The organism is Arthrobacter sp. Cza30 (assembly GCF_059090765.1).
This window is the reverse complement of sequence record NZ_JBNHGA010000013.1, coordinates 50130-64174: the sequence shown is the minus strand read 5'-3', so window position 1 is coordinate 64174 and position 14045 is coordinate 50130. Positions and strand designations below refer to the sequence as shown.

General features: G+C 69.1%; 14 protein-coding genes and 3 riboswitches. Of the genes, 3 read left to right on the top strand and 11 right to left on the bottom strand.

Going from position 1 to position 14045, the window contains the following annotated elements:
- Positions 1-38 precede the first annotated feature (38 nt).
- The 8 genes from AC5RVZ_RS30660 to AC5RVZ_RS30625 all read right to left on the bottom strand — a co-directional run bounded on the left by AC5RVZ_RS30660 (position 39) and on the right by AC5RVZ_RS30625 (position 7265).
- Positions 39-1208 carry a molybdopterin molybdotransferase MoeA gene (locus tag AC5RVZ_RS30660; protein WP_494069379.1) on the bottom strand — a complete coding sequence of 390 codons (1170 nt, stop codon included), beginning with the start codon at positions 1206-1208 and terminating at the stop codon, positions 39-41.
- Positions 1205-1483: a DUF6457 domain-containing protein gene (locus AC5RVZ_RS30655; protein WP_493979386.1), complete on the bottom strand. Its 279-nt coding sequence runs from the start codon at positions 1481-1483 to the stop codon at positions 1205-1207. Before AC5RVZ_RS30655 ends, AC5RVZ_RS30660 begins: the two co-directional genes overlap by 4 nt.
- 50 nt (positions 1484-1533) lie before the next feature.
- Positions 1534-2235, bottom strand: coding sequence for a molybdenum cofactor guanylyltransferase (gene mobA, locus AC5RVZ_RS30650; protein WP_494069378.1), 702 nt, complete (start codon positions 2233-2235; stop codon positions 1534-1536).
- Positions 2232-2732, bottom strand: a complete 501-nt coding sequence (locus AC5RVZ_RS30645; protein WP_494069377.1) for an HNH endonuclease — start codon at positions 2730-2732, stop codon at positions 2232-2234. Before AC5RVZ_RS30645 ends, mobA begins: the two co-directional genes overlap by 4 nt.
- A gap of 319 nt (positions 2733-3051) precedes the next feature.
- Positions 3052-3846 (bottom strand): NlpC/P60 family protein, encoded by a 795-nt coding sequence (locus tag AC5RVZ_RS30640; RefSeq protein WP_494069376.1) that lies wholly within the window; start codon positions 3844-3846, stop codon positions 3052-3054.
- 4 nt (positions 3847-3850) lie between these two features.
- Positions 3851-4019: riboswitch (cyclic di-AMP (ydaO/yuaA leader) on the bottom strand.
- A gap of 445 nt (positions 4020-4464) precedes the next feature.
- Positions 4465-5088, bottom strand: coding sequence for an NlpC/P60 family protein (locus tag AC5RVZ_RS30635; RefSeq protein ID WP_494069375.1), 624 nt, complete (start codon positions 5086-5088; stop codon positions 4465-4467).
- 103 nt (positions 5089-5191) lie between these two features.
- Positions 5192-5365: riboswitch (cyclic di-AMP (ydaO/yuaA leader) on the bottom strand.
- A gap of 117 nt (positions 5366-5482) precedes the next feature.
- A complete protein-coding gene (locus AC5RVZ_RS30630) occupies positions 5483-6079 on the bottom strand; it encodes a M23 family metallopeptidase (RefSeq protein WP_494069374.1) in 597 nt (198 codons plus the stop codon).
- 177 nt (positions 6080-6256) lie between these two features.
- Positions 6257-6470, bottom strand: a riboswitch (cyclic di-AMP (ydaO/yuaA leader).
- Positions 6471-6569: 99 nt separating this feature from the next.
- Positions 6570-7265: an iron-dependent transcriptional repressor DtxR gene (locus AC5RVZ_RS30625; RefSeq protein ID WP_494069373.1), complete on the bottom strand. Its 696-nt coding sequence runs from the start codon at positions 7263-7265 to the stop codon at positions 6570-6572.
- A gap of 248 nt (positions 7266-7513) precedes the next feature.
- On the opposite strand from AC5RVZ_RS30625, the gene serC reads away from it, so the two are divergent.
- The gene (gene serC / locus AC5RVZ_RS30620) at positions 7514-8647 is read left to right on the top strand and encodes a phosphoserine transaminase (protein WP_494069372.1); all 1134 of its coding nucleotides are present in this window, start codon (positions 7514-7516) and stop codon (positions 8645-8647) included.
- Positions 8648-8900: 253 nt separating this feature from the next.
- Positions 8901-10922: an HNH endonuclease signature motif containing protein gene (locus tag AC5RVZ_RS30615; protein WP_494069371.1), complete on the top strand. Its 2022-nt coding sequence runs from the start codon at positions 8901-8903 to the stop codon at positions 10920-10922.
- 102 nt (positions 10923-11024) lie between these two features.
- Here AC5RVZ_RS30615 and AC5RVZ_RS30610 read toward each other — a convergent pair whose 3' ends face one another.
- From AC5RVZ_RS30610 to AC5RVZ_RS30600, 3 genes are all read right to left on the bottom strand, one after another.
- Positions 11025-12290, bottom strand: coding sequence for an MFS transporter (locus AC5RVZ_RS30610; protein ID WP_494069370.1), 1266 nt, complete (start codon positions 12288-12290; stop codon positions 11025-11027).
- A gap of 48 nt (positions 12291-12338) precedes the next feature.
- On the bottom strand, positions 12339-13022 hold the full coding sequence (locus AC5RVZ_RS30605) for a DUF3027 domain-containing protein (protein WP_494069369.1): 684 nt from the start codon (positions 13020-13022) through the stop codon (positions 12339-12341).
- Between the two features lie 136 nt (positions 13023-13158).
- Complete coding sequence (locus tag AC5RVZ_RS30600) at positions 13159-13542, bottom strand: cold-shock protein (RefSeq protein ID WP_493979440.1); 384 nt, start codon at positions 13540-13542, stop codon at positions 13159-13161.
- A 230-nt stretch (positions 13543-13772) separates the two neighbouring features.
- On the opposite strand from AC5RVZ_RS30600, the gene AC5RVZ_RS30595 reads away from it, so the two are divergent.
- The gene (locus tag AC5RVZ_RS30595) at positions 13773-14027 is read left to right on the top strand and encodes a hypothetical protein (RefSeq protein ID WP_494069368.1); all 255 of its coding nucleotides are present in this window, start codon (positions 13773-13775) and stop codon (positions 14025-14027) included.
- Positions 14028-14045: the final 18 nt, after the last annotated feature.

The following is a 14045-nucleotide window of genomic DNA, read 5'->3' as shown; positions in this document are numbered from 1 at the left end:
TGGACTCGCGGTTGGCTGCGCGCGGCAGGACGCGTCGTTCACCAGGGCAGGTCGAGGGCCGACAGCTGCTCGCCGGGTTCGGCGCCGGCGGCCGGCACCACCATCACCCCGTCCGCGGCCGCCAGCCCCCGCATCATCGCCGAACCGATGCGGTCCGCGGGGACGGCGCCGCCATCCGGCGACAGGCCGTAGGGCATCAGCCGGTCCTGGTCGTGCAGCGGCGGCATGGCCGTCCCGGCGGGCACGGTGCGCAGCGGGGCCAGCGGCCGGCCGGTCATCCCGGCCAGCAGCGGAGCCGCCAGGGTCAGCAGCGCCATCATGGCTGCCAGCGGATTGCCCGGCAGGCCCACCAGCAGCCTGCCGTCGGCCAGCCGGGCCAGCAGCGCCGGATGCCCCGGGCGCATCCGGATGGACGGGATCAGGATCGTGGCCGAGTCCGCGTCCAGCACCCGGCGCAGATGATCGGCCGAGGAGTGGCCCGTTCCGCCGGTGGTGACCACGACGTCGCCGCCGCAGCCGGCGATGGCTGCCGCGGTGGCCGCGAAGTCGTCGGGCAGCCGCCGGCTGTCCATGACCTGGCCGCCGAGCCGGGCGATGATGGCCGGCAGCGTGGGGCCGAACGTGTCCCGGACCCGGCCCGGCGCGGGAATGCCGGAGGTGACGACCTCGTCGCCCGTGAGCAGCAGGGTTACCTGCGGCACGGGGGCAACGGGGAGCGCGTCGTGGCCGCACACGGCCGCGACGGCCAGGTGCGCCGGGGTCAGCACGGTGCCGGCGGAGACCACGACGGCGCCGGCGGCGGTTTCCTCGCCGGCCGGACGGATGTGCCGCCCGGGGGCAAGTTCCCGCGCGTCGGTACCCGCGCACAGCTCCAGCCGGTCGGCCACCGCGGAGCCGCATTCGCTGCGCAGCACGCTGTCCGTGCCGTCGGGGATCAGCCCTCCGGTGACGACCGGGGCGGCCAGCCCGGGCCGCAGGGCGCTCCCGGCCGGCACCAACTGCCACGGCCCCGTGCCGGCAACGGCCCAGCCGTCCATGGCGGAGGAAGCGTAATGCGGGACCGGCACCAGCGCCGTCAGGTCGCGGGCCAGCGTGCGGCCGGCACAGGCGGCCAGCCCCACGTTCACGGGGTGGGGCCGCCCCGCCTCCCGGCCGGCGGCATAGGCGGTTCTGCGGGCGTCGTCCCAGCGCAGGCCGGAGCCGCTCACTCCTGCACTGCGCCGTGCCGGCGCGCCACTTCGTCGGCCACCCTGGAGGCGGCGCGCATGGCCACCTCGGGTGTGGCCTGTCCGGTGGCGGCGGCCAGGCCGGCCGCGTAGCCCACCACGAACGTGGTCAGCGGCGCCGCCGGGCGGATCACGCTGTGCGCCGCGACGCCGGCCAGTCCCAGCACCGCGTCGATGTCGACCGGTGTGTCTTCGATTTCCAGCGCCTGGAGCAGTTCGCTGACATAGGGGGAGAGCTTTTCGGCCGCTCCGGACACAATGGCCTCCGATCCGCCCGCGCGCGGGCTCGTACAACGTTTGCTTCAGGCTACGGGGCGGGCCGGGCAATGCCAAAGCGGCCGGCGTCCTGCCAGGTGTCGACGTCGGAGGTGTGGTCCCCTGACGGACCCTCGAGCCTGATCTCGGCGGCGGGCAGGCTGCCGAGCAGCCGCCTGACCGACTGGCCGGCCAGCCCGGCCGCTCCCCCGGCGTTCCGCACCGCGGCCTCCAGTGCCGCGCTGTCCGCGCAGCAGGCCAGCGGCTGCTGTTTGCCGTCGGCGTCGACCGGGATCCAGAGTCTGGCCTCCGGCCGGCCGACGGCGTGGCGCAGCAGCAGTTCCGGCAGCCCGGCCAGCATCGGCATGTCGCAGGCGAAGAGCAGCGTGAATGGAGACCGCACGGAGGCACCGTCGTCGTCGTCCCGTAACAGCGCGGAGGCACCGCCGTCGCCGTCCGGTAACAGCGCCTGGATCCCCGCCGCGATGCCCGCTGCCGGGCCGGAGAACGGCGGGTCTTCCCGGGTGAGCGTCAGCCGCAGCGGCCGCGGATCGAGGGTGCGGCGGAAAGCTTCCACTTCCTCGGAGAGGTCGTCGGGGCCGACGACGGAGACCCGCCGGGCCCCGCGGACGGCCTCCAGCGTGCGGCGCAACAAGGTGGACCCCTCGAGCCGCAGCAGTGCCTTGGGGCTGCCGCCCAGGCGCGAGGACCGGCCGCCGGCCAGCACGACGGCGTCGTAAACCGGAGCCGTCACGCGGCGGTATGGGTGTCGAGGAACTGGCTCCAGGCCGGGGCGGGACGGTCCAGGTCGCGGATCCGCCAGCGGGCGCCGCTGGGCGGCCGCGGCGTGAAGCGCAGGCTCCAGCCCATTTGGGCCAGCGTGCGGTCGCCCTTGGCGTTGTTGCAGCGCAGGCAGCAGGCCACCAGGTTCTCCCAACTGTCTTCTCCCCCGCGGGACCGGGGCTTGACGTGGTCCACCGTGGTGGCTGTCTTCCCGCAGTAGGCGCAGAGGTGGTTGTCGCGGCGCAGGACGCCGCGGCGGGTCACCGCGGTGTCCTTGTTGTACGGCATCTTAATGTAGCGGTTGAGCAGGATGACCGAGGGTCGGCCCAGTATGTCGTTGGGGCCGACGACGGGGTCTCCGTCTTCGGCAAGCACGCTGGCTTTGCCGGTGAGCACAAGAAGCAGCGCCCGGCGGAAGGTGACAACCGCCAGGGGCTCGTAACCAGCATTCAGGACGAGTGTGCGCATGCACATTCCTCTAGGTCTGGCCAACCCGACCGGTGCTTCAGATCCCGGTCCGGGACTGGATTTTCTGCACTGACAGTCAAAGAGTATGACGGCGAGTGCGTTCCGCGCTAACTTTTTCGCCGCCTGCGGGCCCTCGGAATGGTGCCGTCGGCGGTCCGCCTGCCCGGCGGAGGGCACCCGTGGGGCCCGCCTTGGGCCCTGACAAGGCCGGTCCGCGCAGGCGTCTGGGCGGCCCAGAAACGCCGACGGCCCCGGTGCACGCGCTGGGCGTGGACCGGGGCCGTCGGGACGGTCCCTGCGGACCGGAGAAGGCTGTTGCCTAGTTGACGCGGATGGCTACGTAGCCGGATCCGACGTCCGCGCTGGCCAGTGCGGTGGTGTAACCGGTCCAGCCGCCGTGGATGGCCTGGCCGTTGCCCACGTAGATGGCGATGTGCGCAACGCCTGCGCCGCCGTCGGAGTAGTAGAGCAGGTCGCCCGGCTGCGGGGTGGACACCTGGGTGCCGTAGCTGAAGAACTGTGCGGGTGCGAGGTCGCCCACCGAGAAGCCGGCGGCACGCAGGGCCTTCTCCACCATGGCGGTGCAGTCCTGCGAGATGCCGATCTGGCCGTACGCGGAGGACACGAGGGTGGAGGCCACGCCGCTGGCGGACGCTTCGGCCTTGGCCGGCGCTGCCTTGGCCGCGGGAGCGGCGGCGGCTGCCTTGACCTCGACCGCGGGAGCGGCGGCCTGGACGGCGCCCTGGGCGGTGTCTGCGACCTCCTCGACAACCGGGGCCACTTCCTCGGCCACGGCTTCGACAACAGGCTCAGGCTCCGGGGCCGGAGTGGACTTGATGGCGGGACGCGAGAAGGTCAGCTCGACGGCACTCGAAGCCTGGACGGTGTCCACCTGCACGCGGCTGGGAACGGACACGGTGGATGCGGGGCGTTCGATGGAGGTTGACTGCGCGGGGACCGCGGCGGTCAGGGCCAGTCCGGACGCGGCAGCGATCACGGCTGCCGAGCGACCCATGGATCCGGCATTGGACGAGACGGCTTTGGAAATCGTCTCCAGCGGGTTGGTGCGGACGGAAACGGCGCGGTGGCGCCCCGTAGCGGTGTCATTGAACACGTTAAAGGCCTCTCCCAATGCCTGCGAGGTGAGCTGTCGGATTCGGATGGGAGTGCATCCGGCCGCAGCCCTCCCCGGCAATGCCTGAGAGTGCTGGCGACTTAACCCCAAGGGTTCCTGTACGGAACCCGAAATTGGTTCCCCCGCCTCTGCCCGCGAAGTTTTTTGCGAACGGACTCCGGACGGTGGCAGAGCTCGGCAATCCACCCGGAGGTCCCAGCCGTTTGGCAACTGGCACGCGTTAGAGCGTATACGATCAATCACGCATTGTCACATTCTGATCACGGCGCGGTGATGTTTTGATTACGGGAGGCCGCCGGGCCCTGCATGCGGACGGTTCCGGGACGGGTTTGGTACGAAGGGTGCCGCTTGCGAGTCCGCGGCCTCGCGCACGCTCCAGGCGCCGTCTCCGCGCCGGTCTTCCGCGCGTGGCTCCGGGCCCGTCTTCGCTGGCCGCTCCGGACCTGTCTTCGCGGGCCGCTCTCGCGCAGGTTTTCCGCACGTGGCGCCGCGCCGTCTTCCCCGCGCCGTTTCCGCGCAGGTTCTCCGCGCACCGTTTTTTAACGCCCGCAGCGCGCCCCGAAGGACGCGCCGCGAGAAGGCCGAGACAGGAAGGGTTTAGCCTGCCGGACGGATGAAGACCGGGCCGGAGCCGATGTAGGCGCTGCCCAGGACAGTGCTGTAGCCCGCCCACCCGCCGTGGACCGCCTGGCCGTTGCCGACGTAGATGGCCACGTGGGCCACACCGGCGCCGCCGTTGGCGTAGTAGATGATGTCGCCGGGCTGCGGAGTGGCCACCTGCGTGCCGTAGGCAAAGAACTGCGCCGGGGCGAGGTCGCCCACCGCGAAGCCTGCCGCGCGCAGGGCGTTCTCGACTAGGGCCGTGCAGTCCTGGGCGACACCGATTTGGCCGTAGGCGGCCGCGACGATGGCGCCGGCGGCTCCACTGGCGGCAGCCTCGCCGGCCTTCTTGGCGGTCTTGGTTTCGTTCGACCCGGCGTCGTTGCCGGTCGTGGGGTTGATTTCGTTGGAGACGGCCTGGACAACCGGCTCCGGTGCGGGGGTGGAGGTGATCCCCGCGCGTTCGAAGGTCAGCTTCACGGCTGCGGAGGCCTGCACGGCTTCCACCTGCACGCGGGCCGGGGCCTCGACCCCTCGGTCAGCGTTGACAGCCTGGGCCGGGATGGTACCGGTCAGAACCAGGCCGGTAGCGGCGGCGATCACGGCACCCTGACGTCCCATGGTTCCCGCATTCGCGGACACAGCCTTGGAAATCGTCTCAAGCGGGCTCGTGCGGACGGGGGTCGCACGATGGCGGCCCGCAGTAATGCTCTTGGACACGGTCTGTACCTCTCCCAAATGCCTGCGAAGTGAGCTGTCGGGTTCGGATGGGAGTTCATCCGGCCGGCGGGCTTGCGGGCTGGTGGCCCGGGCCTGCTCGGCTTTACCCCAAGGACACCGTGCGATGTCCGGGAAGTGGTTCCCCCGCCTCTGCCATGCGATTCGGTGCGAACGAACTTCGGGCGACGGCAGAGTTCGGCATTCCGCCCGAAGGTGCCAGCCTGTTGACGACTGGCACGGGTGAAACCTTATAACAGTTTGCGGGATGTGTCACGTTCCGGTTACGGCGTGTTCATCACAGCCAGCCGGTGGGGTCCACCAGCTTGTCGTTGACCATTACTTCGAAGTGGAGGTGGCAGCCGGTCGAGGCGCCGGTGGTGCCGCTTTGGCCCACCATCTCCCCGCGCTGCACTGTGGCACCGACCGAGGTGTCAATGGTGCTCAGGTGGTTGTAGGTGGTCTTCAGGCCGTTGCCGTGGTCCACCACAATCCGGTTGCCGCCGCCGCCGACCTGGAAGCCCGCCTCGACGACGGTTCCGCCGGCCGCTGCGTGGACCGGGGTGCCGCAGGCTGCTCCGTAGTCCTGGCCGGTGTGCAGTTCCCCGGCGTAGCCGGTGATGGGGCTGACGCGGTAGCCGAACGGCGACGTCATGGTCAGCTCGTCCATCGGCTGCGAGAGGGAGCCTTCGCTGCTGACGACCTTGGCATTGCTGCCCGAAGCGACCATGACCTGCTTCAGCTTCGTGTCCGGGTCGAATTTGCTGGTCAGGCCGGCCCGCTCGAACGTCAGCCGGGCTTCGGTGGCGGCGGAAATGCTGCTGGCGACCGGGGCGTCCTGCGGGGCGTCGGCAGTGGCGCCGGCCGTCGTCGGCAGCATCACTGTGAGTGCCATCCCGGAGGCGGCTGCAACGATCGCTGTCTTATGCCCGACGTCGCGCGCGGCTGCTGCTACCGGCGACGGTGCCGGCTGGGCACGGCGTCGGCCGGGTGTTGCGGCACGTGGGCGTGAGTGTTCGGCCGGGGCGGTTGAACGGCGCCGTCCCGAGGCTTTGTGTCCTGCCAAAATTCTGTTACCTCTCCCAAAGCGCCTGCGAAGTTAGCTGTCGGATTCGAGTCAAGAGAAAACTCGGCCACACCGCACAGAGCGCCGGTGGAACGATTCACCGAGGCTTTGCCCGCTGCGGCTTCACCCCAAGGCAGCGAACAAACTGCCGCTTGGTGGGTCCTCCGCCCCTGTCTCACGGATACACGCCTCCGCCGACAGGGTTCGGCTTGCGAAGGGTGTGGGAATCGATGTCTCGATGCCCGGGTCAACTATACGTAAAACTCCCCGAAAGTAATAAATCCGTTATCCGGGGTGCGTGTTTTCAAGGGTCAACGTTTCATCGCATTGATACAAAGATGTGCGCGGCAACTTCCGGAGGCAGTTCCAAGGCCCCTTCGATCCCCGGCACGCGCACGGAAATGTACTCGCCGGCGGTCTCCAGTTGAAGGCTTGCGCCGGGCTTCAGCCCGCCCTCTTCCAGCTGGAGCAACAGTTCCGGTTCCACTTGGATGGGCTCCGCCAGCCTGACGATGCTCACCTCTTTGTCGGACGTGTAGCTGCCCATGGCCTGCGCCAAGTTAAGCACGCCGGTAGCGAACTCTTCGGCCGGTTGGCCGCCGAGCGCTTCCAGGCCGGGGATGGGATTGCCGTACGGCGACACCGTCGGCCTGCCCAGCAGCTCGAAGAGCCGCTGCTCGACCCGCTCGCTCATCACGTGCTCCCAGCGGCAGGCCTCATCATGCACGTAGGCCCAGTCCAGCCCGATGACGTCGGAGAGCAACCGCTCGGCCAGCCGGTGCTTGCGCATCACTTCGGTCGCTTTTCGCCGGCCCAGCTCGGTCAGCTCCAGATGCCTGTCGCCGGTGACGACTACGAGTCCGTCCCGCTCCATCCGCCCGATCGTCTGCGACACGGTCGGGCCCGAGTGGCGCAGCCGCTCGGCGATCCGGGCGCGCAGCGCGACGATGTTCTCTTCTTCGAGCTCGAGGATAGTGCGCAGGTACATCTCGGTAGTGTCAATGAGATCAGTCAATGGCTTCTTGCTCCTCGGCGCGGTGAAAAGGCTGCTCCAGCAGCATGCATGAGGGTGTTTTCCCCTCCCCAGCCTAGCCTGTTTTCCTTATCGGACCGGCAGCTACGCCGCGAGCTGACGCGCCAAGGGGCCAACGCAACAATGCCCGCTTCAACTAACAGCGGCCCTCGGCGTTGAGGCAGAATGAAACGGGCGTTCAACGGCGAACCGCCATCGAGATCATTGCCACCACGCCAGGAAAGGTATTCATGAGCGATACCCAGTCCATCAGCATTCCCGCCGACCTGCTGCCGAAGGACGGGCGCTTTGGCGCCGGCCCGTCCAAGGTGCGCCCGGAACAGGTCGACGCCCTGGTCGCCGCAGGCAAGAACCTTTTGGGCACGTCGCACCGCCAGGCACCGGTGAAGAATCTTGTGGGCAGCGTCCGCGAAGGGCTCAAGGAGTTCTTCAAGGCGCCGGAGGGGTACGAGGTCATCCTCGGCGTTGGCGGCTCGACGGCGTTTTGGGACGTCGCAACCTTCGGACTGGTAGAGCAGAAGGCCCAGCACCTGTCCTTCGGGGAGTTCAGCTCCAAGTTCGCCGCGGCCACCAACAAGGCTCCGTTCCTGGCCGAGTCCAGCATCATCACCTCGGAACCCGGCTCCCGGCCGGAGCCGCGGGCGGAGGCCGGCGTGGATGTCTATGCGTGGGCGCAGAACGAAACCTCCACCGGCGTGGCGGCTCCGGTGCAGCGTGTGGATGGTGCCGACGACGGCGCCTTGGTCCTCATCGACGCCACCTCCGCCGCGGGCGGGCTCGACGTCGACATCACCCAGAGCGACGTCTACTACTTCGCCCCCCAGAAAAACTTCGCGTCCGACGGCGGCCTGTGGCTGGGCGTCTTCTCCCCCGCAGCGCTGGAACGGGCCGCCCGGATCGGTGCCACCGACCGCTGGATTCCGGACTTCCTCAATCTTGAAACGGCCATCGACAACTCGCTGAAGAACCAGACCTACAACACGCCCGCGCTGGCAACCTTGGTCACGCTCAACGCCCAGATCGAGTGGCTGAACGGCAACGGCGGCCTGGACTTCGCTTCCGGCCGCACCGCCGATTCGGCAGGGCGGGTGTACCAGTGGGCGGAGGCTTCCGCCGTGGCGACCCCGTATGTGGCGAACCCGGAGCACCGCTCCAACGTCATCGCGACGGTGGACTTCGACGAGTCGGTCGACGCCGCAGCGGTCGCCAAGGTGCTGCGCGCGAACGGAGTGGTGGACGTGGAGCCGTACCGCAAGCTCGGCCGCAACCAGCTGCGCATCGCCACCTTTGTCGCCGTAGAGCCGGAGGACGTCAGCGCCCTGCTGGCCTGCATCGACTACGTGGTGGACCGGCTCCAGGGCTGACTCCCCCGACATCGCGTCGTTTCGCAATAGGTCCGGCTACCGTTCGCGGCGGCCGGACCTTATGCGTTGGCAGCAGGTGCGTGGTGCGTTTCGTCAGCGGTGAGCGTCAGCGGCGTGCGTCAGCGGCGTGCGTCAGCAGCTCGCCTGTGCACGATGGCGCCGGCAGCGTTTCGTCCTACCAGCGTCGTCCCGCCGTCCAGCGAGCCTGAATGCTCGCCCCTAAACTGTCGGAGGCGGCCGGTAGCGTGTGGATATGGAGGGCGAGGGCGACGAGCTTCGGTTCCCGGTTCCGGGACAGGGACTGGTGATGGACCTTGGCGTGCCCTCGCGTCCGGACAGTTCCCTGCTGGAAGCGCTGCTGCAGCACGTGGTGGCAGAAGCACTGCTCCGGCGTTATGGCATCGGGCCTGATCGCGCCGGACTAATTTCGGCGGCCGCTGACCCTGGTGCGTCTGCCGCCGAGGCGGCCAACACTGCAGAGACTTCACCACCGGAAGCCACCGATGGCGGGCAGCCAGCCATGCCCGAGGACGCCGAAATATCGCAGGGATCTGACACCGGACTGCCACCGGCTGCTATCGCGGAGGACGGGGTAGGCCTGCCCGTGGTGCCGGAGGACACGGGCGGTGAGCCCGTGGTGCCCGTGGGCGGGGTGGGGGTGCCTGCCGTGCTGGCCGGTTTGTTGGCGGTGGTGGAGCCGGCGGAACTGGATGACGTGCAGACCATGGATTATCTTTTGGCTGCGGCGCGGGTGGAGGCGTGGGTGCAGTCGTGCCGGGTGAAGGCGTTGGACCGCTTCGCCCGGATGCGTCCCGGGATGGGCGGGGACCGCGACCCGGAAGGCTTTTCCCGCTTCGCGCACCAGGAGATCTCGGCGCATCTGTGCACCGGTGACGCCGCGGCGCGGGCCATGCTGGCCGACGCCCGGCAGATCTGCGCGCACCTGCCGGGCACTCTCGAGGCGATGGGCCGCGGCGACCTGGACATGCCGCGCGCGAAGGCGCTGGCCCGCGGCTGCGCGGACCTGCCGGCCGAATGCCTGCAGGATTTTGAGGCCGCGGTGCTGCCCGGCGCCGGGGACGTCACCCTGGATACGGTCCGGTCCCGGGCCCGGCGGATGCGCGACCGTCTCCACCCGGAATCCCTGGCCCAGCGGCACCGGCGGGCGAACGAGTCCCGCGACGTGCAGCTCACCGACCAGGACGACGGCATGGCCGAACTGTGGATCCGGACCAGCGCGGACAAAGCGCATCTGGTCTTCGACCGGATTCAGGCCACAGCCCGCTCTCTCCAGGGCCCGGGCGAGGCCAGGACCCTGCCCCAGCTCCGCGCCGACGTGTTCTGTGACCTCATGCTGACCGGCCGCACCTGCCCGGCCGGCGGGGCGGACACGACGACGGCGGAAGACATGGGACCGGCAGCCCCGGCCACGGCACAGCCCGCCGGCAGCGGCGCCTTCGTTGGATGCGAGGCAACCGCCGTCAGCGGCAGCGGTAACTGCGGCGGTGCGTTCGGGGCCGGGGCCGTCGCGGACCCACGGCCGACACCCGTAGGCACTGCGGCTACCCGGGCCGCACCCGGCGGCGGTAACTGCGGCGGTGGTGCGGGGCCGGGGATGCTGGTCACGGTGCCCCTGGCCACGCTGCTGGGACTGAGCGAGGAGCCCGGAGACCTGGCCGGGCACGGCCCGATCCCGGCAGACATGGGACGGGAACTGGCGCAGCTGGCCAGGTCCTGGTTGCCGGTACTCACCGACGACCACGGCCAGGCAATCGCAGCCGCACGGAAACTGCGGACTCCGCCCGACTGGCTCAAACGCCTGGTCCGGGTCCGGGACCGGCACTGCCGCTTCCCCGGCTGCCGCCGCGCCGCCAGATACTGCGAGATCGACCATGTCCAAGGGTGGGACGACGGCGGGCCGACTGTGCCGGAAAACCTGCAATGCCTGTGCAGCGCCCACCACGCGGCGAAAACCGCCGGGCACATCCAGGCCCAGGCCGGCCCACACGGTCAGATCACCTGGACCACGCGCACCGGCCACCGCAAGACCACCCACCCGGACGAGGGCTGGGACACCCTGCTGCCCCGTCCAACGGACACGGAAGCGGCAACCCCCGGCGATAACGAAGACAACACCGACGGCGCCGCAGATGTCGCCGGAGACACCGACGACCGCGACACCATCGACCGCGGCGACCAACCACCAAAACGTACGCTCGGCGGCATCGAACTGCCCGACGACAACACCGACCCCAATGCACGACCCCCATTCTGAGCTTCCCGCGGCACGAGCAGAAGATGTCGGGGCGCCTGCGGAGAATGCCGGAACGCCAGCAGAAAATGCCGGGTGCGTGGGGCGCCGCGGTCTCGGAATCTCTTAGCCGCGCCGGTCCGGCACGCCGTAGGTGATGGATAGTTTCCGGGCCGCAGAGCGGTCGAAGCGCAGGCGCATGTGGTGGGCACGCCAGGCCCATACGATCCCGATCGCGGCGGCGGCCACGCCGGACAGCGCGGCCACCCCCAGCCCCCAGCGCGGGCCAAAGCTGTTGGCCACCAAACCGACCAGAGGCGCACCGATCGGGGTCCCGCCCATCAGGATGGCCATGTACAAAGACATCACGCGCCCGCGCATCATGGGAGCAGTCGTGGTCTGCACATACGCATTGGCGCTGGTCATGATCGTGATGGCGGCAGCGCCGACCGGCACGAGCGCCAGCCCGAACAGCCAAACCGTGGGGGCCAACCCTGCCACCGTGCAGGCGATGCCGAAGGCCACCGATGCGCCGAAGATATAGCGCAGCCGGGGGCGGTCCCGCCGTGCGCTAAGCAGCGAACCGGTGACCGAACCCGCGGCCATGACCGAGGAGAGCAACCCGAAATCGCCGGCATGTCCGCCGAATTCGGTCCGCGCCATGGAGGCGACAAAGACGGAAAAGTTCAGGCCGAAGGTACCGATGATAAAGATGGCGGCGAGCACAACCACCAGGTCGGGCCGCTGCTTCACATACCGGAAGCCTTCGAGGATCTGCCCGCGTCCCTTAGCGGCCTTCTCCCGCAGGTGAAGCTCCTGCCGTCGGATGGCGAGCAGCGCCGCGATCATTGCCGCGAAGGTGGCGGTGTTGATCAGGAATACCGGTCCGGGACCGATGGCGACGGTGAGCACACCGGCAATGGCCGGCCCGACCATCCTGGCCAGGTTGAAGGACGTGCTGTTCAGCGCCACCGCGTTGGGCAGGTAATCGTCGCGCACCACGTCCGAGACGAACGTCTGCCGCGCCGGCGCATCCACCGCTGTCACCATGCCGAGTGCCAGGGCAAAGGCGTAGACGTGCCACAACTGGGCGACGTCGGCGATCACCATCAATCCCAACGCCAAGCCCAGCACGGCCATCGAAATCTGGGTGGCCATCAGCAGCTTTTGCCGGTCAAAGCGGTCGGCAACCAGCCCGGCCCAAGGAGCCAGAACCAGTTGTGGCCCCATCTGCAGAGCCATGACGATGCCCATGGCAGCGGCGTCCTGCTCGGTCAGGATGTCGTAGACCAGCCAGTCCTGCGCCGTGCGCTGCATCCACGTGCCGATATTGGAGACCAAGGCCCCAATGAACCAGATCCGGTAGTTGAACAACCTCAGTGAACGAAACACGCTTTACCGCCCTTTCCGGCTGCATACCTGCCTCGTCGATGGGTCGCGTCAGGACGTAGTTTCGGCGCCGTCCTCGGTCGCGGTGACGTCGGATGTCTCGGTCGCGGAGACGCCGGAGGCCTCGGCGCCGTAGCCGTCGGTTACGTCCTCCGTGACCGGGCGCAGGTCCTCGGCTGCGGGCACGCCGTCCGCGGCTACATTGGAATCGTCTGCCTCGGTCCGCTCCGTCGCTGCCACATCGTCGGCAGGAGCGGCCTCGGTGCCGTCCGCCGCCTCCACATCATCGCCAGCAGCTGCCTCGGCGCCGTCCGCGGCTTCCTCGGTGCGATCCGTCGCCGTCACATCGTCGGCGGAAGCAGGCTCGGAGCGTTCCGCCGCCTCTGCTACTTCGTTCGCAGCAGCAGCCTCGGAGCGTTCCGCAGCTTCTGCTTCCGCCGCAGCCGCGGCTTCTTCGGGCCGAACCCGATCGGCCCACGGCACCCACTCGGGTGCCAGCAGCGACTTCTCGGAAGGAAGCAGGCCCACTTCGCAAACAGTTGCTTCCTTGCCCCGCGGCACCCGGGCCAGCGTGGCGAACCACTGCCAGCCCGCGTAGCCCGCCAGTTGGGCCTCGAACCGGTGGGTGACCAGACGGTCGCCGTCGGCAAAGGTGCCGACGTGTGCGCCGATCTGCTCGGACGGCGCGATCTCCAGCACTCCGTCACGCGCACGGTCAACCGCGGCAGCCAACACAGGGTCTAGTTTGGGAGCGCGTCTGGCGGGACGACGTCGGGGCGCCGCCTCGGCCTGCGGCTCATCGGCGACGGACTGCCCCGCGTCAACCGTTTCAGCGCCAGCGTCGGTCATGTTTCCAGTCATCGAGGCCGCTCTACGCGTCCAGGTCGTCGGCTACGCGGCGGAGCACCGCTGCAACCTTCGACGCGTGGGAGCGCTCCGGGTAGCGGCCCCTGCGCAGGCCGTTGGAGATCTCGTCCAGCAGCTTGATCAGGTCTTCGGTGATCACGGCCATGTCCTCGGCCGGCTTCCGCGTCGCCCGGACCACCGAGGGAGCGGCGTCGAGGATGCGCGCCGAGAGCGCGGAGGGGCCACGCCGGCCATCGGCTATGCCGAATTCCATCCGGGTGCCTGGCTTGACGTCTTTGACGCCGGCCGGCAGCGCCGAGGCGTGCAGGAACACTTCCTGTCCGTCCTCGCTGGCCAGGAATCCAAACCCTTTATCCGTGTCAAACCACTTGACTTTGCCGATGGGCACTTTGCTTACCTCGTTCTGCTTCATGATGCAGCGGTACCGCACGCTGCTGCGTTCTTACCATGGGCCCCGCCGGTAGCACAGCGGTCGCACACGCGACCGCGCCGAATCGGGGAAAGTCTGTCTCTAGGTTATCGCGTTCCGCTGACCGCCGAGCCCGTTGCCCACTGCTTTCCGCTCGTGGCGTGAGCGCCGGGAATGAGGCTCCGGAATGGCGGCTGTAATCTGGTGTCATGCCCGCAACCGTCCCCGCCCACAATGCGTCCCGCCCCGCCGAGTCCGGTGCTTTGCACCGAGTGCTGGTCATTGCCGCCGTCGTCGCGCTCTTGGCCGGTTTGGGCAGCCTGGGCGTGATTTTGGCCGGCGCCATGGCCGGAACCGAGGTGTGGGCCGGCTTTCTGGGACTGACCTGGTTCTGCTTTCCCATCGCCTTCGTGCTGATGGTGCTGCTGGTAGCCGGCAGCGTACGCCGCCGCCGACGCAGCTAGAGGCAGCAGCCACCCCCG